The sequence below is a fragment of the Streptomyces asiaticus genome, assembly GCF_018138715.1.
GTDB classification, from domain to species: domain Bacteria; phylum Actinomycetota; class Actinomycetes; order Streptomycetales; family Streptomycetaceae; genus Streptomyces; species Streptomyces asiaticus.
Genome location: NZ_JAGSHX010000002.1, coordinates 193,222 through 210,381, shown reverse-complemented (window position 1 = coordinate 210,381; position 17,160 = coordinate 193,222). Strand labels below are relative to the sequence as shown.

General features: G+C 68.6%; 20 protein-coding genes and 1 pseudogene. 8 read left to right on the top strand and 13 right to left on the bottom strand.

Annotation, left to right across the window (positions count from 1 at the left end):
• The 3 genes from KHP12_RS06745 to KHP12_RS06735 all read left to right on the top strand — a co-directional run.
• On the top strand, positions 1 to 260 hold a 260-nt coding region (locus KHP12_RS06745), incomplete at its 5' end, for a hypothetical protein (RefSeq protein ID WP_211831935.1).
• Complete coding sequence (locus KHP12_RS06740; protein WP_211831934.1) at positions 253 to 519, top strand: hypothetical protein; 267 nt, start codon at positions 253 to 255, stop codon at positions 517 to 519. The genes KHP12_RS06745 and KHP12_RS06740, both read left to right, overlap by 8 nt.
• 37 nt (positions 520 to 556) lie before the next feature.
• Complete coding sequence (locus KHP12_RS06735; protein ID WP_211831933.1) at positions 557 to 1,006, top strand: hypothetical protein; 450 nt, start codon at positions 557 to 559, stop codon at positions 1,004 to 1,006.
• A 121-nt stretch (positions 1,007 to 1,127) separates the two neighbouring features.
• On the opposite strand, the gene KHP12_RS06730 is transcribed toward KHP12_RS06735, so the two are convergent.
• Positions 1,128 to 2,024: a hypothetical protein gene (locus KHP12_RS06730; protein ID WP_211831932.1), complete on the bottom strand. Its 897-nt coding sequence runs from the start codon at positions 2,022 to 2,024 to the stop codon at positions 1,128 to 1,130.
• Between the two features lie 244 nt (positions 2,025 to 2,268).
• Between KHP12_RS06730 and KHP12_RS06725 the strand changes: the two genes are divergently transcribed.
• Positions 2,269 to 2,637 carry a DUF6233 domain-containing protein gene (locus KHP12_RS06725; RefSeq protein ID WP_308016682.1) on the top strand — a complete coding sequence of 123 codons (369 nt, stop codon included), beginning with the start codon at positions 2,269 to 2,271 and terminating at the stop codon, positions 2,635 to 2,637.
• 10 nt (positions 2,638 to 2,647) lie between these two features.
• On the opposite strand, the gene KHP12_RS06720 is transcribed toward KHP12_RS06725, so the two are convergent.
• Positions 2,648 to 3,259, bottom strand: a complete 612-nt coding sequence (locus tag KHP12_RS06720; protein WP_211831929.1) for a hypothetical protein — start codon at positions 3,257 to 3,259, stop codon at positions 2,648 to 2,650.
• Positions 3,260 to 3,347: 88 nt separating this feature from the next.
• Here KHP12_RS06720 and KHP12_RS06715 point away from each other — a divergent pair, with 88 nt between their 5' ends.
• Entirely contained in the window at positions 3,348 to 3,572 is a 225-nt protein-coding gene (locus tag KHP12_RS06715; RefSeq protein WP_211831927.1) for a hypothetical protein, read from the top strand.
• A gap of 52 nt (positions 3,573 to 3,624) precedes the next feature.
• Here KHP12_RS06715 and KHP12_RS06710 read toward each other — a convergent pair whose 3' ends face one another.
• From KHP12_RS06710 to KHP12_RS06700, 3 genes are all read right to left on the bottom strand, one after another.
• Positions 3,625 to 3,921, bottom strand: coding sequence for a hypothetical protein (locus KHP12_RS06710; protein WP_211831926.1), 297 nt, complete (start codon positions 3,919 to 3,921; stop codon positions 3,625 to 3,627).
• Positions 3,922 to 4,162: 241 nt separating this feature from the next.
• Positions 4,163 to 4,678, bottom strand: a complete 516-nt coding sequence (locus KHP12_RS06705; RefSeq protein ID WP_211831925.1) for a hypothetical protein — start codon at positions 4,676 to 4,678, stop codon at positions 4,163 to 4,165.
• Between the two features lie 330 nt (positions 4,679 to 5,008).
• Positions 5,009 to 5,608 carry a hypothetical protein gene (locus KHP12_RS06700; RefSeq protein ID WP_211831922.1) on the bottom strand — a complete coding sequence of 200 codons (600 nt, stop codon included), beginning with the start codon at positions 5,606 to 5,608 and terminating at the stop codon, positions 5,009 to 5,011.
• A 186-nt stretch (positions 5,609 to 5,794) separates the two neighbouring features.
• On the opposite strand from KHP12_RS06700, the gene KHP12_RS06695 reads away from it, so the two are divergent.
• Positions 5,795 to 6,112, top strand: coding sequence for a hypothetical protein (locus tag KHP12_RS06695; RefSeq protein WP_211831920.1), 318 nt, complete (start codon positions 5,795 to 5,797; stop codon positions 6,110 to 6,112).
• Positions 6,113 to 6,182: 70 nt separating this feature from the next.
• Here the strand turns inward: KHP12_RS06695 and KHP12_RS06690 are convergent, their stop codons facing one another.
• Entirely contained in the window at positions 6,183 to 8,057 is a 1,875-nt protein-coding gene (locus tag KHP12_RS06690; RefSeq protein ID WP_211831919.1) for an FtsK/SpoIIIE domain-containing protein, read from the bottom strand.
• A gap of 170 nt (positions 8,058 to 8,227) precedes the next feature.
• Here KHP12_RS06690 and KHP12_RS06685 point away from each other — a divergent pair, with 170 nt between their 5' ends.
• Positions 8,228 to 8,815 (top strand): hypothetical protein, encoded by a 588-nt coding sequence (locus tag KHP12_RS06685; RefSeq protein ID WP_211831916.1) that lies wholly within the window; start codon positions 8,228 to 8,230, stop codon positions 8,813 to 8,815.
• A 106-nt stretch (positions 8,816 to 8,921) separates the two neighbouring features.
• Positions 8,922 to 9,752 carry a hypothetical protein gene (locus KHP12_RS06680; protein ID WP_211831914.1) on the top strand — a complete coding sequence of 277 codons (831 nt, stop codon included), beginning with the start codon at positions 8,922 to 8,924 and terminating at the stop codon, positions 9,750 to 9,752.
• A gap of 81 nt (positions 9,753 to 9,833) precedes the next feature.
• On the opposite strand, the gene KHP12_RS06675 is transcribed toward KHP12_RS06680, so the two are convergent.
• The 7 genes and pseudogenes from KHP12_RS06675 to mobF form a co-directional block, all read right to left on the bottom strand.
• Entirely contained in the window at positions 9,834 to 10,136 is a 303-nt protein-coding gene (locus tag KHP12_RS06675; RefSeq protein WP_211831912.1) for a hypothetical protein, read from the bottom strand.
• The gene (locus tag KHP12_RS06670) at positions 10,133 to 10,744 is read right to left on the bottom strand and encodes a 2'-5' RNA ligase family protein (protein ID WP_211831911.1); all 612 of its coding nucleotides are present in this window, start codon (positions 10,742 to 10,744) and stop codon (positions 10,133 to 10,135) included. The genes KHP12_RS06675 and KHP12_RS06670 overlap by 4 nt, the downstream gene beginning before the upstream one ends.
• Positions 10,745 to 10,826: 82 nt before the next feature.
• A pseudogene (locus KHP12_RS06665) lies at positions 10,827 to 11,101 on the bottom strand (hypothetical protein).
• 83 nt (positions 11,102 to 11,184) lie between these two features.
• Entirely contained in the window at positions 11,185 to 12,585 is a 1,401-nt protein-coding gene (locus KHP12_RS06660) for a replication-relaxation family protein (protein WP_211831910.1), read from the bottom strand.
• 1,136 nt (positions 12,586 to 13,721) lie between these two features.
• Complete coding sequence (locus tag KHP12_RS06655) at positions 13,722 to 13,922, bottom strand: hypothetical protein (protein ID WP_211831909.1); 201 nt, start codon at positions 13,920 to 13,922, stop codon at positions 13,722 to 13,724.
• Positions 13,923 to 14,130: 208 nt separating this feature from the next.
• Positions 14,131 to 14,862, bottom strand: a complete 732-nt coding sequence (locus KHP12_RS06650) for a hypothetical protein (protein ID WP_211831908.1) — start codon at positions 14,860 to 14,862, stop codon at positions 14,131 to 14,133.
• Between the two features lie 223 nt (positions 14,863 to 15,085).
• A complete protein-coding gene (gene mobF / locus KHP12_RS06645) occupies positions 15,086 to 16,975 on the bottom strand; it encodes a MobF family relaxase (protein WP_211831904.1) in 1,890 nt (629 codons plus the stop codon).
• Positions 16,976 to 17,160 lie beyond the last annotated feature (185 nt).

Genomic DNA, 17,160 nt, shown 5'->3' with positions numbered 1-17,160 from the left:
GCTTGGTTCTTACTGTTGCGATTGGGATTCTCCTTAGCGGCATCAATAAACGTCGACGCTGCGTATTTGCGGCCTATGCTGTCGGGCTTCAGTTGGCCGCAGCACTAAACCCGCGCATCGAGGAGCAGAGGCTGGACCCGAACTTTTGGCCGCACGCTGACGAAGAGTTGGATCGGCTTCAAGGATTCCTCGCCCGCTCAGGCGCCTACCGACAAGCTGAAGCGCTGGCCAAGGCTCGATCGGGAGCCTTGGATGGTTAGCACCTGGCGATGGTACCTGCAGTACGTCGTCGTCCCCGTCGTGGGTTCAGCGGCAGTCATCGTGGGAGCCATCTTCGGGGCCGAGCTCAGCCACAACACACCGACCAAGCCGGACTGCATGGCCCAAATCACGCAGGCGGCCAATCTCATTGACAAGCATCCAGAGCTGCAACCTTTCGTGAAGGGGAGCCCGGAGGTCGAAAAAGAATGCCACCTCAGTCAAGTAGCGCGCAGACTGAAATCTCATCAGCCCGAGTGACTGTCGCGTCTGTCTCAGTAAACGCCACGGTATAGGAATGGCCGACGGGATCGATGTGCTGCTCGACCTCTGGAAAGAACAGCGAGAGGCAGATCGCCAGACGGAGAACCAGAGAGCCATGCTAACCAACATCATCATTGTCGTTGTGGCAGCAGGACTCGGTTTCATCGCCAAAACTGGTCTCCGCCCCACCATGCTCGTGGTGACACTCCCAATGATGGTGCTCGGACTCTATGGCGCGTTCGCCTGCCTCAAGTTTCATGAACGCTGCGCTTTTCACGTTGGGCAGGCGCGGGGGCTACGAAAGAAGATCGCCGAGCAGTTCCCGGATCTCGAGATCGAGGCCGCTCTGAGGACAAGTTCCCGTGAACAACGCAGGCGCTTTCCCCGGCTGAGGAAGATCCGGTTGTACACGGTTTGGATCGCGCTCCATGCAGCCATCGCATCAACCGGGGCCGCACTCTCCGTGTGGATCATCGTCAGCTGATACCCGCGCCGATGCCCCCGGAGCGGCCACGGAGCCGACGACCAGCCTGCTGGACTGGGCTGAATAGCGCACCCCTGGAATACCGCCTCTCCGCCAGTTAAACGCGGCAGGGCCGGGCACGTCAGAACGGTGCGCGCGGAGCGAAGAAGTCCCAACCCCTTTCGAGGAGATTCCGTAGGAGGAGGGCGGCCTCCCATAGTTCCTGCGACGCGCCGTCATCCTTGTAAAGGTCCCAGAATCGCCGGTGCCGGATCTTTCCCGCCTCCTCATCGTGGAAAGGCTTGTCCACAGCGGTGAAGACCACACCGATCCGCGACGTCTGCCGCAGCGCCTTGTAGAGCGCCTCGTCATATTCGTCCCCGCGACCGGGGCGTATCCAGGCAGTCGGGACGTGGATGAACAGCCACCCGGCTTGCCCCCGCGGCAGTTGCTTGACCGCACTCTTGACGGTATTGCGGACCGTGGCCTCCGAGAAGGGCGTGTCGTCCTGTTTGTACTTCACCTCGACGGGGACGTCACCGACGTGCGCCAAGTTGAGGAGGATATCGAAGTCCTGGCCCTTGACGCCCGACTCGGTCACCCTGGCGATGCCGGCAGGCATGCGCATGAGGGTCTGGAGGACGTCTGCTTCGAAGATCGCCGACGCGACATCGTTCGTCTCGGTATAGGAGACGAAGTCTGCGAACCACGGTTCACTCTGAAACTCGAACACCCTCCTGGCCAGCTCCTGACGCTGCCAGGCCTGCTGCACCCAGGGGCCGAGCTCCTCCCGGTGGTCCGCAAGGGGGAATCGCTCCTTGACCCAGGCGGCGCCGAAGACGGATTCGAGGAAGGCAGTCGCTGCGATCTCGGCCACGGCAGCCTCCTGGCGGTTCGCCGCGACCTCTGGGTGTGCCAAGAGAGCCTCCATGCCTCGATACACCCGGTCGTTGTAGACCGCCCACGCGGTTGCCTCGTTGGGAAAGTCCTGGGCTCGGTTCATCTCCATCCAAGCCGCGAAGGTTGGTATTTCGATCATTCCCGGACTATAGGGGCGCCGGGTGCACCGTCGCCGAGGTTTTCGCTAGACGAACCGCGCGCGGAACGAAGGAGCCGTTGTCCGGTGTCGGGTACCTGCCCTCCGACATCGCGGTCGTCATACATCGGCCGACCTGGAGGACGCCGACGTGCATGTCCTGTCGGCCCGGCAGGCCCCAGAAGCCACGTCGGGTGTGGAATAGCGCAGGTTCGGAATACTGCCCCGTCACCAGTTGGACTGCGGCGTGGAGGCTGCGGAGTACCGGGTGTGGGTCCGGGCGCCCGAGCACGTGCGGCCGGTCGATGCGTCGACTACGGACCAGGTCCCCACCGAACCTCTTCCGCCGGCGCCGACGTCGGTGGTCCGCGAAGTCCTCGGTGAGCGCCGGCCTTCGGACTGGGTCCTGGCGAAGGTGCGCGAGGGGCGGGGCCCGGCCCGCGGTGTGCTGCACGCGCCGGACTGTGAAGAGGCACCCGAGGGTTCGCCGCTGCTCGATGTGCAGCGGGCCCTGGACGTCGCGGAGAAACCGGGGACGCAGCTGTGCACGCTGTGCGGGTGCGCCCAGGAGCTGACGCCGCTGCTGAGCGGCTTCGACCACATCACCGACTCCTGACCTGTCGTAGTCAGGCGGCGGTCTCGATGGTAACGGGGACTTCCAGCGGCACGGTCCACTCGCTGTCCTTCGACCTGGCGGTGATGCTCAGGCGTACCGGCGCGTTCACGTAGTCGCGGCGCCAGTCGTCCGTGGTGCTCGCCGACCACAACGGCGGTGAGGTGGGGGTCAGGCCGTACCGCGTCCACTCGCCGACCGCCAGCTGCTGCGGGGCGACCGTTCGGCCGGTGTGGTCACGGCCGTCCGCGCTGAACTTCCACGGCCCCCAGATGTGCGCGCGTACCTGCTCGGGAGTGGCGGTGCCGGCGAGTCGGGGCCCATCGCCCCGGTGTGGGTTGTCGTTGCGGATGGACACGGTGATCTCGATAGCGCGGTGGGACAGCAGCCCGGGTGGGCCTTCGAGGTGGACCCGCAGCATGGCAGTGGAGCGGGCCTCGTTGGCCAGGATCGTGCAGTGGAAGTCCGGGGTGAGATCGGCATGCAGGCGTTGCTGCTCGATCCGGGACAGAGTCTGCGCGGCCCCGTTGGCGTTGCGCGCCGCCTTCCAGGACCCGATGGCGGCAACGGCAGCGACGACCGCAACACCCAGAGCCAGGGCCGCGATCGTGTCGGTGGTGGTCATGGGGCAGGACGCTATCGGGCACCGAACTTTCCCGGGCCACAGCCTTGGGGTCTGGCCCTCGGCGGGGACAGTCGTCCAAGGTGGGGCGATGAGCGAGTTCCGACCCGGTGAGATCACTGACGAGATGCGCGAGGCGATGGACATGGCCCGCCGGCAGGGACTGCAGAAGGATCTGCGTGCCCTCGCCGCCAATATCCGGGCCGAGGCAGAAGGCCGGTACGCCGGCGCGGAGCCGGGGTGGCAGGCCGGAGTCGAGTGGACGCTGCTGTGGATCGAGAATACCGCGGGCCAGCTGACCGAAGGCAGGTCGTAGCCGGAGGGTGCGGCAGGCGAAACCGACCGCTGACCTGCCGTGGTCGGGTCGGTCAGGGGGTGTCGCCAGAGTAGTAGAAGCGGCAGCTCACGCCCGGGCCCGGTGTGCAAGGTTCGCCGGGGCGCGGGTCATACAGCGACCGCCCGCCGGGAAACTGACCGAGCTCGGTAACCAGGGCCGCCCCACCGTCGACTTCCTCGAGCAGCCAACCCGTGATGTCCAGCAGCAACCCATCCAGCGGCCCGCCTACGAGCGCGGCGTAGGTCTGGTGCGGGAGCGGGCCCGGGTCGGGATCATCGTGGTCGCAGCCATAGACCCGGCCGCGCAGCAGCTGCTCATCGCCGTTCATCCCCCAAGCGTTCCAGCCACCACCGACATCACCGCGGGCTTGTCCAGGACAGACGTGTCGGTCCTGGACACGGACCCAGATCTCAGCGTTGGCCGAGACAGCGGCGGCGCCGGCGTCGGCGGCCGCCGTGGCGACATCGCGTACGGCCTCCGGGTCGAGGGAGGCCCCTGATCGTGGCCCTCAGCGTCGTATGCGAGGAGGTGAATGGACCCGCCGGAGAGTTCGGTCTCTGCGCCCATCGCTACTCGTCGGCCTGCCGCGCAGCGTGAAGGAACGCTGTAGCTGTGTCCCAGTACGCACGTACGGCTGATGCGAAGTCCTCGGGCCCTTGAGTACCAGCCGCTATGCCCAGCAACGTCTTGTACACGTGAGTGGAAGCAGCATGTACAGCGTCGGCGGCCAGCCGAGAGGAATGGCCACCATCGAGCGTGATGACGTTGAGCTGTTGGTGAAACTCGCCGTACGCCGTACGCAACTCTTCTAAATGCCGATCAAGAGCGGGCGACCGTTCCGATGGGTCACCAATTCCCAAGAACGCAGGAGTCTTCCGATAGAGAGCGCCCATGTGATTGATCTGCTCGCTGAACGCAAGATGAGCCGTGCGCATGGCGTCACGCCTGGTCGCGGCCTGCTGAGCTTCTGCTGCGGCAAGGGCCTGGACCCGTGCCGCTTGTGCATTGCCTCTGCTGGTCACCCAGCTTGCCGCTATCGCCGTCACAGCCGTCAACACTGCTACCCACAGCGTGGCATCCCCCATGTCCTGTAAGTGTGGTGGAGTTTGTCCGTCTGCGACAGATAGCCGGGTTCGCCGAGCGGGACACCCGCGTGGTCAAGCCTATGCCGTGTTCTCTGTCCGCCGGTTGATCTATTGATGGCGGCTTGACGCAGCCAGTACGCTCCAGACCTCCCCCCTGAGCGGCGGCGCCGCGAAGGGCTGGAGCGATCTTTGAGAGACATCTCAGTTGCAGGTTGCGCCGGAAGACCCAGGATTGTTTCCGAATCGGTCGGGGCCTGCGCACGAGCTCACGCCGGTTCCGGGGCTCTGAGAGAGGCCCGGAGCGGGTGGTGTGTGCCACCGATGGTGTGGCTATTCGGCGGCGTGGCCAGGGTCGGGGAGCTCCGGCGGGAAGTGCCGTTCCAGAATCTCTGCCCAGCGGTGCAGAGCGACGAAACCGACGAGGTTGTCCGCCTGCGCCTGGACCAGCTCGGTCAAGGCGGCGACAAACGGCTGAGCAGCGGCCTCGCCGGGCATAGCAGCGGCGGTCTGCTTGAGCCGCTCGTGTGCGGCAGGGAAGACGTCCTTGGCCCAGGCGTCCTGTTCCAGGACTTGCTTGTGCCCTTCCTCAAGGTTGATCCGCATGATCGTGAGCTCTGGACAGTCCGGGGTGTGCCAGATTTCGTGAATCCCACCGTCTTTCATCGCGTACGTGATACGGGTGTTGTCGGGGTCCGGCTGGGCGAAACAGTCGGTGCATTCCTCACGTTCCGTCTCCGGCATCTCGGTCATCGCGGCGCTCCCTTCCAACTGGAGGCAGAGCCTGCCATCCCGGTCACCGAACGACCAGGAGTCTCGTCCACCCTCGAATTCGGCGAGCCATCCACGGCTCATGGAGCCAGGCCGCTGGCGGGCCGCAGACATCACATAGTCGGCGGCCGCCCGGACGTGGGCGGTGTTGTAGCGGTCCACGTCGTTGCTGCTCGTCGTGGTCTATCCGTGGAAGGCACCCAGGATGGCCAGGAGCGGCGTCGGCCGATCCCGTCGGGAATCCGGCGCGTGAGCCTGCCGCTTCAGCAAGATGGTCATATTGGGCGCGGCCGGTTGCAGGCCGCCGCTGGATCGTGGCTGCGGGTGCCACGGCGGGGAGGAAACCGGATGCCTACAGGGGTAGCTGTCGTATGCGACGCCGATGACTGTCTTGCCGTCTATCTGGCGGTGGGGACCGGAGACGACGGAGACGCACGCTCCGCCTCCGAGGTCTCACAGATGGCGCGCGACGCCGCCCAGAGCGACGGCTGGGTGATCAGCTTCGGGTTCAGTCAGCCGGTGATGACCTGCCCGGGATGTGCGGACGGTCGCGGGCCAGTCCTCGAGCGAGGCACCTGCCGGCGGTGCATGGGGCTGGTCAACACGGAGTCCATGTGCGTGTACTGCCTGCACCAGAACGAGCCCGCCCAGGACGGGGAAGACTGAACGTTCCATCCGGGCCCCGACGTTGTCGTGGCTGACATCCCGGGACCCGTGGCGTGTCCGGCGATACGAGTCAGGACGGGTCGGTGGAGCCGATGGCGCCGCGGGGCCGGTTGCGCGCCCAGCGCTTGAGATCGCCGACGCGGTAGAGGAGTTCGGTGCCCTGCTTGTCGACCGAGGCCGGGAAGTCCGGGTCGTTGGCACGAGCCCAGCGCAGCGCGGCGAGCGTGAGCTGCGGCAGGTGCTCGGCCTGGGCTGTGCGCAGCCCGACGACGGCGTCGTCCGGCGCCGGGGCTAAGGGCGCGGCGGGCGGCGGCTCGGGGGCCGGTGCCTGGGGGGTGGTGCTCTGGACGTCGGTGAGGACGTCGGGGTCGGCGGCCGGGGCGGGCAGGACGGGCGCGGGTTCGGGTGTGGGTGTGGGTGTGGGCGGCTTGGGCAGGGGTGGACCGGCCTCGCCGCTGGTGTGGACGCCGGAGATCGCCCATTCGCGGGCTTCGGCGTCGGATAGGTTCAGCACCTGTGTCTCCTGGGCGCGGCCGCCGAGGACGACCTGGACGCGGCCGGGGTGCCGGGTGGGGGCGGGTGCCGGACTGACCTCGGGGACCAGCATCCGCCAGGCGTTGAGGGTGTAGCGGACCAGGATGCGGGTGGCGAAGTTCTCGCGCATCTCCGGCCCGCCGATCGCGCGGGCCGTGGCGGACTGGGCGACCAGCAGCACGTGGAGACGGACCGCGCGGCCCATGAACAGGATCTCGGCGAGTGCGTCGATGGCCGGGGAGACCTTCGGGTCGCCGCTCTCGCGGATCCGCTGCCAGTAGCGCTTGAGCTGCGCCATGGTGGCGTTGACCTCTTCGAGCAGGATCACCAGCCGCGGGCCGACGCGCCAGGGCTCCTTCTCCAGGACGTCGTCGCCCAGCTGCTCCGCGAGCCGGATACGGCGCCGGCCTTCCTGAACGAGCTGGATCAGGGCGTCATGGATCTCGGCGATGTCCCGGCAGTACGTCACGCCGGGAACGTCGCGGGCCCAGGTGTGGGAGATCCGCTTGTAGTCCAGGACGTAGGCCAGAGCGCCATGGTGGATGAACTGGCAGCAGATACAGCGCAGGATGGTCGACTTGCCGCCGCCGGTGCCCGCGGAGATCAGGACGTGCGGGGAGTCGTGGTCCAGGTCGACGGAGACCTTCTTCTTGTTCGCCCCCAGGCCGATCAGCGGCGCGGACTCGGGCATCTTCGCGAGGATCTCGCGCATGCCGGGGTCGGACAGGCGCAGCGCCTTGGGCGGGATGTGCCGTTTCTTGACGATGACGTGCGTGTCCTTCCCGGCCCGGCGCCAGGTGAAGGAGACGTTCTCCAGAGCGAGTTTCTTGACGATGAGGTCGGCCACCAGGTCCTCGTTGAACCGCAGATGGGCGGGCACGTCGATGCGTATCGCCGCGTCGTCGTCGTTGAAGTTGACGGGGACGTGGAGGTAGCGGCGCGGGTCGGTCTGCTCCGCGATGCCCAGCGGTACGGCGAGTGCCTGGTGTAGCGGCACCACCCACTCGCGCATCAGCTCGCGGCGCTTGCGGGTGAGGATCCCGTACGCCAGGCCGCCGACGGCCGCGACGGAGGCCGCGCCGATCCCGCCGGTCTGGAGGGCGTGGAGCGTGCCCTCCTTGTCCTCCCACAGGGCCTGGGCGGTGTCCTGGTGCGCCCAGATCCAGGAGTTGCCCCCGCCGGCCGCGCTCAGGAAGCTGACGCGGAAGGTGAGGCGCTGACACCCGGCCCGGTACGACGAACGTGCGACGCGACCCTCGACCTTGGGCAGGACGCGGGTGCCGGAGTGCCAGAACGTGGCGTCAGTCCGCCTGATGCCGTCCATGTCCCGGCCGCCCAGGAAGCGGCCGATGCCGAACATGAGGGCCTCGGCGGTCTCTTCCACCTGCCGGTCGAACTTCGTCTGCGCCATGGCTGTCCAACGCCTCTCGTGAGGGGTGTGCGTGGGGCGTCACGGTGTCGCCGGAACCGGACACCCACCCTGGGCAGGACGCTAAGACGATCTCCCTGTGGATAGATTTCGCTGGGAACGGGTCTGATCTGTCGCCGGATGGCTGTGGCGGAGCTCTCTAGGCTCCGACTATGAACTGGACCAACGCGCTGGCGGTCTTCGGCGCCGTCACTGGGGCCAGCGGCTTGGGCTGGCAGATGTGGAGTCACCGCCTCACGGGCGGCCGGGTGGAGGTCTGGCCCACCCGCCTCAAGCAAGAAGGCCGATGGTGGGTGCGGACCAGCGTGTCGAACGTGGGCCGCTTAGACGTAACGATCGTCGGCTACTCGATCTGGCGGGACATCACCGGCCATCGTCTGAAGCGGGCGCTATGGCGGCTGCGGGCAATCGAGCGACTGGGGTGGAGAAAGGCGCGGCGTACCCAGATGCTGTTCAACCCTTCTGTGCACTTCGGGGCACCGGTGCAGATCGGGAGCGATGCTGAGTGCATCGAGCTGCCATTCGTTCTCAAGGCCGGCTCCATGGTGTCGCTGCCACTCATGGGGTTGGAGGTGCCTGACCGGATAGGCCGGCAGCTTCGTGTATCGGTGCACCTGGGGGCCGGCGGCATCGTCCAAGCTGATGTCCTCGACGACGATGTCTTGGAGCCGCTAAGGATCGACCTGGACGACTACACCGGGTCCTGGTCTTTACACATCGGGCCGCCCACGACCGACTAACCGCGCTGAGGAGGGCGAGTTGGGTCGCCGTAAGGTGCCCGGACCGGATTCCTCCAGGCGCCCTCGTGCCGGATGATGCCCTCCACGCACAAGGGAGGGCATCAAGATGAACAACAGCTTCGGGCCGGACCTGACGGGAATTCTGGCTGCCGCCACCGAGGACATCCGGCGAACCGTCGCGGCGGCGGTCGTGCCGCCGGTGGAGATCCGCATACCTGCGATGGATCACCTAGCCGCGGCCATCGCCCCGCTCCAGCCGACGCTGGAACGTCTGGACGCGATGATGCCCGCCAACTGGCGGGGCAGCCGCCTCAACTACTCGGAGATGATCGCGCTGATGCAAGAGGGCGTTCCACTGGCCTGGGTGCCCCCGGCCGACGTCATCCAGCAGCTGCTCACCACCGACGCCCCAGCCTCCCGTGCGCAGGTCATCGACGACTGCCGCCCGACGATCCTCGCCTCCTGCGAGGCGGCTCTCGCATCTGTCACCGACACGCGGTTCATCGCGCAGAGGGCACTGCTCGAAGAGTGCGTGCGCATGGCTGAGCACGGCATGTTCAACGGCGCCCAGGCCCTGGCCGCCAACGTGTGGGACACCCTCATCCGCGGCCTGGCCTTCGCCAATCCCGAATGGCTCAAGCCCAACGGCCAGTGGCAGGGATACCCCAAGGTCCTGGAGAACATCCCGGCCGTGGAGGACGACGACCCCACGATCCGCCAGTTCCGCGAGGCCGCAGCCTTCCTGCCGTTCCCGCAGGCGCTGAAAACGTTCTGGCCGCCGGACCCAGTCCCTCAGAACTTCAACCGGCACGCCACCGCTCACGCCGCCGCGACCACCCAGTACACCCCAGTCAACGCCGTGACCGCAGTCATGCTTGCCGTCAGCGTGCTCCGCGACATCGACGACATGGACTACCCGATAAAGATGCACGCCTGAGCCAGTTCACAGCGCCGGGCCCAGTCCTCCAACGAGAGGTCCGGGCCCCGGCGTCGCGCGAAGGTCGCCTCAGCAGCGGGTTCAGGGAGAAGCGCTCAGCACCAGCGCTCCGTTGTCGTCCCTCCGAGTCTCCCTGAGTTCGAGATGCCCGGATGAGTAGACCAGGGCACCACCGCGGTACAGCTTGTACTGGATCCAGGTGCTCCGTTCCATATCGCGCCGCTGCTGCGGATCAGCATCGGGCAACGTCAGTTCCACGAGCCCGCAGCCGTCGCGGAGAACACCTTGGGACGTGATGCTCCCGGTGATGGTCAGTGAGGTGGTGGAGGCAATGATCTCGACGGTGTCACCGTGCACCGGGCGGTTGCTGGGGGGCAGGATCATGCTGGCACCCCCGCAAGCGGCACCTCGGCGATCGGATGCCACATGATGTGCGCGCCGTCGTGGTGCTGCTCGACGAGATGCAGCCGATCCACGACCACCGTCCCGGAGAGCGGCTGCTCGATGTCTGCCAGCGCAGCCTTCAGGATGACCGCGTCGACGTCCTCAGCGCCGTCCGAGGCGTAGGCGAGGGACATGTGGGGGTAGCGACTCGGTGCGGCCTTGAAAGCGGCTCCTGTGCGGGTCATCACCTGGGTGAGGGTATCCACGATCGCGGCGAAAGGACGTCCGGGCCATCCACTGATCTCCACCGCGAAATTGCCCACGGCGGGCCGGTCGAACGTCAACCTGAAGGGTTGCACCGTCTGCGTGCAGCTTCCGACGTCCTTGAGCAGCGCGTCCGTGTCGACGTCGCTGCTGCTCAGTCCAACGGCGTGCAGGAGGGTGCAGTGCATCCACTGCGTCGGCACGCTCTGCAGCCCCGGCCGAGCAAGTCCCGTGTACGGCGTAGCGAGAGCGTTGGCCTCCTCCGAAGACGGCAGGATGTGCCAGTGCAGATCGCGGCGGCCTGTTGGCCAGAAGCGCCCCACCCACTCAAAGAAGTTGTCCATCTGCGCCTTCCTGTCGCCTGGTATCTGCCCCATCCTCTCGGTGCCGCGCAGCTTGGCACTATGCCCCTTGGCAGTGCTGTGCTCAGGGAGTGTCGCCCGACCAGTCGAAGTGGTCCGGGTCGCCGGGACGCGGTCGTACAGCGAGCGACCACCGGGAAACTGCCCGAGCTCGGTGGGCAGTGCGGCGCCGGTATCGATCTCATCGGTCGTCCAGCCAGTGACGTCCAGGAACAGCCCGTCCAGCGGACCGCCGGTCAGTTCGACGTAGGTATGCCCCGGCCGCAGGCCCGAGTCAGGGCCGTCGTGGTCGCGGCCGTAGACCCTGCCACACAGCAGCTGCTCATCGTCGCCGTTCATCCGTTCAGCGTTCCAGCCGCCACCGACAGCGCGGGCTTGTCCCTGCGTGGCTTGCCCGCGCCGCCGGTTGGGGCTTGCCCGGGTCAGGGACGGAAGCGGGAGAACCAGCCGCTGGCCTTCTGTGCGGCGGCCTGTTCCTCCGCCTCCTGGCGCAGGCGCTCCTGCTCCTGGCGCTTGCGTTCGTCGGCTTCGGCCTGCTGCTCGGCTGCGACGGCCCGGCTCTGGCAGTCCTCGCACAGACGCGGGTGCGACTGGCGCGGCAGACTCCAGTCGCGCCGCTCGACGGCCTTCCACCGGTCGTCGCTGAACTTGCAGCCGCAGTCCGCGCATACCGGCCGCCGCGCCTCGCGGGCCGCGGCTTCCTGCTCCGCGCGGCGCCGTTCCCGCTCGCGCTCAGCTGCGCGTTGACGAGCGAGGGCAGCGTCCTGGCGGGGGTTGCTGATCGCCTCCAGCAGCGGCTGCCGTCCTTGACGGCCGAACCGCCAGAACGCGGGGCCAGCCGGGCCGTGCTCGCGCAGCCAGGGCAGCGTCGTCGCGACGATCGGGATACAGCCGGGGTAACAGTGGTAGCCGCCGTACCCGTCGTACCGTTGGCCCTCCCAGTGACGGCGGGTGAGGTCGGCGACCTTCTTCATCTGCCCCAGGGCGGGGCGCTTGCCGACCTGGTGGAAGACGAGCAGGACCGGCGGGTGCACCTGGTGGTACCACCACGGGGCGGACACATCCCAGCGGGTGCGCCACAGCGGCTTCTCGATGCCGTCGGTGTCCTTCTCCTTGCGCTTGAAGAACCGGGCGTACTTGTCGAACTTCGCGGCGATGAGGACGGCGTCCTCGGTGCAGTTGTCGACCTCGATGAACAGCAGCGGCACGTCGGCTTCCGGGGCGGTGAGGACGACGTCGGCGCGGGCGCTGCCGATCGCGGGGTTCTTCCAGGTGCCCTTCACCGGAAGCGCGACCTCGGTGGCGTAGGAGGCGAGGGTGCCGATCCCGTCTGAGGCGTCGACGGCGGCCTGTGCGGCGGCGACCGCTTCGGGCGGCTCACCCGCGACCAGGTCCAGGTTCGGCTTCGGGCGGATCAGGGCGATGACTGTCTCGTTCACCGTCATCGGGTGGGAGGCCCCGGAGCTTCCCGCGCCCTTGGGCATGCCGCCCATCTCTTCCGGCTCGCGGTCCAGCTCGAGTCCGGCGGCCGCCAGCCCGGCAGCGGTGAGGATGCGGACTTCTTCCCCTCTCTTGGTGCGGCCGCCGTCCAGGAGCTGGCCCTGGTGGCGAAGGTCGTTCGCTGCGGCCCGGTGGGAGGCGGTGCGTGCTTCCTTCTGCTTGGCCGCCGTCGGCTTGGTCGTGTGCCGGTAGGTCAGGTGCGGCAAGCACAGCCGTTGGATCTGGTCGGCGGTGGCGACCTTGAGCACTCCGAGGACGCGCAGCACATCGCCGCGCAGGTCGTTGGACGATCCCGCCTCGTTCGCCTTGCGCTTGCTGGCCATCAGGCTCGCCCTCCCGTCGTCCGCGACCGGCCAGCGGCCGGGCGCCGGCCCCCGGCCGTGGAGGGGACCGGGCCCCCGGACCCGATGCTCTCCCCCACCACCGACAACCAACTCAAGGACAAGGGGAGAGAAGAGGGTTGTGACGACCCGGCGCGGGCCCGCAAACCTGTGGTGACAAGGGGAAATGCCGGGTGCGCGGGTGCCGGGCACGGAAGTGGCTTCGGCAGTGGGAACGCAAGCGCCGGCGGCAGGGCCTCACCGGGACTTGCCCAGCAGCCGACGCGATACGCGCGGCCGGGTCGGACGGTGAGGCGGCAGCGGGCCGGGCTCCAGGATCGCGGACGGGCGCGGCGGCGGGAAGGGGCGGGCCGGTCGGGTGCGGGCACGGTGTCCTCGGATTCTCCGGCCTGATGGCCGGGGCGTCGGTTGTCCGGCCCGCACGCCGGTTTGCGTACGGGCCGGACCCACCGTGAGGAGGCACCCCTTGTCCGCGGTCTGACGGTCACCGCCGAGGGGTGCCCGATTTCGCCTTGACTGCTCCTGGTCCGGGCGGGTCTGTCCGTGATCGACGTCATGGGCCGCGCCCCGCCCCGGAGCAGATCCGACGGGCCGCTGCGGTGCCACCGGTGCGCATTGTGGTGCGCACCGGTGCAGTGCGCGGTGCGCGATGAACGGCGCTCCCCCGCCAGCGGTACGGATTCGGCGCGGTTCACTCCTGCCCGGGTGCGCACGACGCTGTGTCCTCCCTCCCGGCGGTGCGCATCGTGGTGTGGGGTGCGCACCGCGCCACGCACCGCTTCGCTCAGCGTGAAGGGCTTGAGGGCGGGGACGGGCGGAAGAGTTCTCTCCTTGATGCGCAGCATCGTGCACGCATAAGGAGAGGATGCGGGCGGTAGCGAACGTGGTCTAGGAAGAACGTCGCCGATTGCGCACCCCGGCAAGGAGGGGTGCGCAATCGGCCGCGCCACCCTTGCGCAGGCACCGTGAGTGCGCGCATCGCGGTGCGGTGCGCATCGCCGGGGCGCATCGTCCTGCGCACCGGTGCGGCGGTCGGGAGTGAACGCCATCGCCGGTGCGCGCACCGGTGCGCAGGATGTGCTTCGTCGTCGGACGCGGTGCGCACCGCGTCGTTCGGTTCATCCCCGGCGTCGCCCGTGGTAGCGCTGGGGCTGCCACGGCGGGTTCGGCTTGCCGTTGGGGTACTGCCGCGTGCGGCGACGGCGCTGCGGCGGCTTCGGGGGCGGGTAGAGCGCCGCTCGCAGCCGGATCGCGTCGGTGATTCGCTGGAGCTGCTCCAGGCGCTCCGGCGAGAGGTACAGCGGGGCTGGGTCAGCCATGCGGGCCTCCCTACTCGGGTGTTGGTCCTGTGCACCCTGGCCCCTCTCCGTCACCTCCAGGACGTGCGCGTCGGCCGCGTCCCGGCAGACGCTCCGGCGACTTCGTCACCCGTCCCGCGAGACGGGGCCCGCCGCTGGCCCGGCGTACCAGGCGGCGCACGCGCTGACGCCCACGGGCGGGTCCGTGGGCATCAGCGCGTGGCGTCTGTCAGCTCTGCTGCATGGCCTTGAGGTCCCGCAGCGTCAGCTCGTTCCTGCCGCGGTCGGCCGCGCTGCTCTCGGTCCAGGCGAGGATCGCGGGGTGCGCCTTCTCATACGGGGCGCCAGCGGCCGTGTTCTGTCCATCGGAGTCGGCGACCTGGGTGAGGTAGGCGGCCAGGGCGTGCGGGCCGCCGCCGCTGTAGCCGAGGTTGTAACCGAGGGCGTTGCGCTGCGGCAGGATCGACAGGAGCCCCTTCTCCGTCCGGGCCCAGAACAGGCCGCGGCCGGTGATGAAGGAGCTGAAGGTGTCGTCAGGACGCAGGTCGAGCGGCGCGTACGTCTGGTAGGTCCACTGGTCCGTGCCTCCCTCACCGCGGTGTTTGAAGTGCTCGCCGACGACGGGCAGCCCGAACTCGGGGTCGTAGAAGGCCCGGCGGCACACACAGCCCGAGCCGCCGACGGCCGACGGGCTGTCCTTGTCCTCCGTAACGCACGGGTGGAACAGAGCCGGGATCTGCGCCCGCTCCACGAGCGTGCAGTGCATCGCGTTCGGCTCGCAGCGCACCAGCCTGCTCAGCCACTCCTGAAAGTGGGGTGTCCGGGTCTGGGACGCCTCGATGGACACCCCGGCGTTCAGCGATCCCGAGGCGACGCCGAGGCGCGCCTCGGTGTAGAGGACGAAGTGCAGGTAACCCTTGGTCGGATCGGTCAGGTTCAGGTCGACTGGCTCGAAGGTCAACGTGGCGCTCCAATACGAGGCTGTACTTGGTGGGCGGCGGGATCAGGAGACGCGATGTTCGGGGCGCAGGGTGAGGCCGCGGTGCAGGAACTGCTCGGTGTCGGCCGACCCGGGCCCGAGGGCCTCCCGGCTCGGGTGCCAACGCTTCTCGATTCTCGACCCGCACCGAGGCCACGACGGAGTGAAGGCGCAGATCGGCCACACGCTGGCCGGTCTGCATCCATCAGCGGTCACGGGCCGCTCCCCTGCCCTGGTCAGGCCGGGGCGTGTGGTGCTGCTGCTGGTCGGTGGGACGGTCCGCGGCGGCCGGTCGCTCCGGCCGCTGCCGGTCGGCGATAGCGCGGCGGCGGGCGTCGGCCTCGCGGGTGAAGGCGGCGAGCCGGCTGAGGTTCTCCGGCGTGCGCAGCCACGTCGCGGGGTCCGTCGTCCGGCCCTCCAGGTGCTCCGGCATCGCGGCCTGCTGGTGGGCGTGGTGGGCGGCGGCCGGATGCGCGGGGGTGAGGACGGTGGGCCGGTCCGGGTGGTCGACGGCGTGCGGTGTGGTCGCCGCCTGGTCGTGGTTGTGGTCCTCGGTGTGCGCGGTGGCTGAAGCGGTCGCGGCGTGGGCTTCGTCCCGCGCTGCGGCGGGGGCGGCGCGGGCGGTGCGGATTGCGTTCTGCAGGGCGAGGCTGGCGACCTGGGCCCGCTCGTATCTGGTCGCCGCCCGCGGCGGCTTACCCGTACCGGCGATCCACCAGCGGGCGGGGCGGCGGAAGTCGGCGGTGTAGGTGATCTGATCCAGTTCCGGGCTCCGGCGGCCGGGCCGGGGCACGGTGAGCTGGCGTGTGTGGCGGGTCAGGGCCTGGTCGGCGATGTAGTCGTCCAGGCCGGGCGGGCACGCGCGGCCGCGGAGGGTCTCGGCGAGGTGCCGGCGGGCTTCGGCGAGGACATGGCGTCGGGCGAGCGCACCGCGGACGGTGTAGACGACGGCGGCGACGTCGATGGCGGCGAGCCCGGTGTCCACCAGCGGCTGTACCCGGGCCCGGATCGCCGCACCTGCCGCACGGCACCGCCGAAGGAGTCCGTCGACCAGTTGCTGCCCGAAGCGCCGGATCGCGGACGCGCGCCACCACGCGCGCAACTGGTGCAGGGGACGCGGGGTCTTCTTCTCCGGGCGGGTGTTCTGCGCCGCCCACCGCCCGAGCCCGTGACGGGCGCGCTCGCCGGGCAGCCGTCCATGGTCCTTCACGTACTGGTCGGTGATGCCCTCCAGGGCGTCCTCGATCTGCTGACGGCGAGTGGAGGACCAGTCGATCAGCTCCTGGCCGACGCCGGCTATTTCCATCACCGGACGCAGGCCGGGTGTGACCTCGCGGGGCACGGTTGCCAGTCCGAGCTCCTCGCACACCTCCGTCGTCATCGTGAGGGTGTAGAGCGTCCCGGCCGCCACGACGTGCTGGTACAGGCGCCGGGTGTCCAGCGCGTACCAAGCACCGTCGGGGCGCTGCACCCGGTTGAAGATGAGGCAGTGGTCATGGAGTAGCGGAGAGCCGTCTCGGTTGTCGAAGTGCCTGAACCTCGCGACGATCAGAGCCGGTGTCTTTGCACGCTTGCGGCCGGAGGACCACCGAGTCTCTGCAATCTCATCCTCCAGCCAGCGCAGCACGGTGGCGATGGCCCGCTCGTGCGCCCGCTCGATGACCCGCCGGGTGTGGTCGTCACCCAGCGCCCACAGCACGGTCAGGGACGCCTGCGGCCGGAACACGAAGTCGAGCGCGAGCAGCGGCGTCTGCTTCCGCTTCTCGATCTCTTCGATCGGCTGCCCAAGAACGGTATCCAACCGCGCCGTGTCGGGGTCGACGCCGTCGTCCAGGCGCTCACGCTCCATCCGGTCGGCATCCGGATGCCGGCCCTCGCCGAACAGCAGCTCCATCTGCCGCTGCGTCACCGTCTCCCCGGCCGTGAGCCCAAGCGCGGGCAGACCACGGCCCATCCACACCCCGGGCGGGAGACCAACTTCCTTCTGAGCGGCCTTGAGCGGCTTGCGGGCCGGACGGCGACCATCCCCAACGGCCACGCCCCGCAGGTAGTACCGCCACGCATTCCCCGGCTGCACCTTCGCAACACTGATCATCCCCACAGGGAACACCGGCTCTGACCTGCGAAAAAGCCCCGATCCCATGGGGCGGGAGGGCTCAGCAGAACTTCACCGCCGGTCCCGCACGGCGGGCACCGGCAACGACGTCGCGCCCGCCCGGCGGGCACCGCTTTTAACGCTCAGGGCCCATGCAAATACTGCGCGACGACCAGCCACCCACA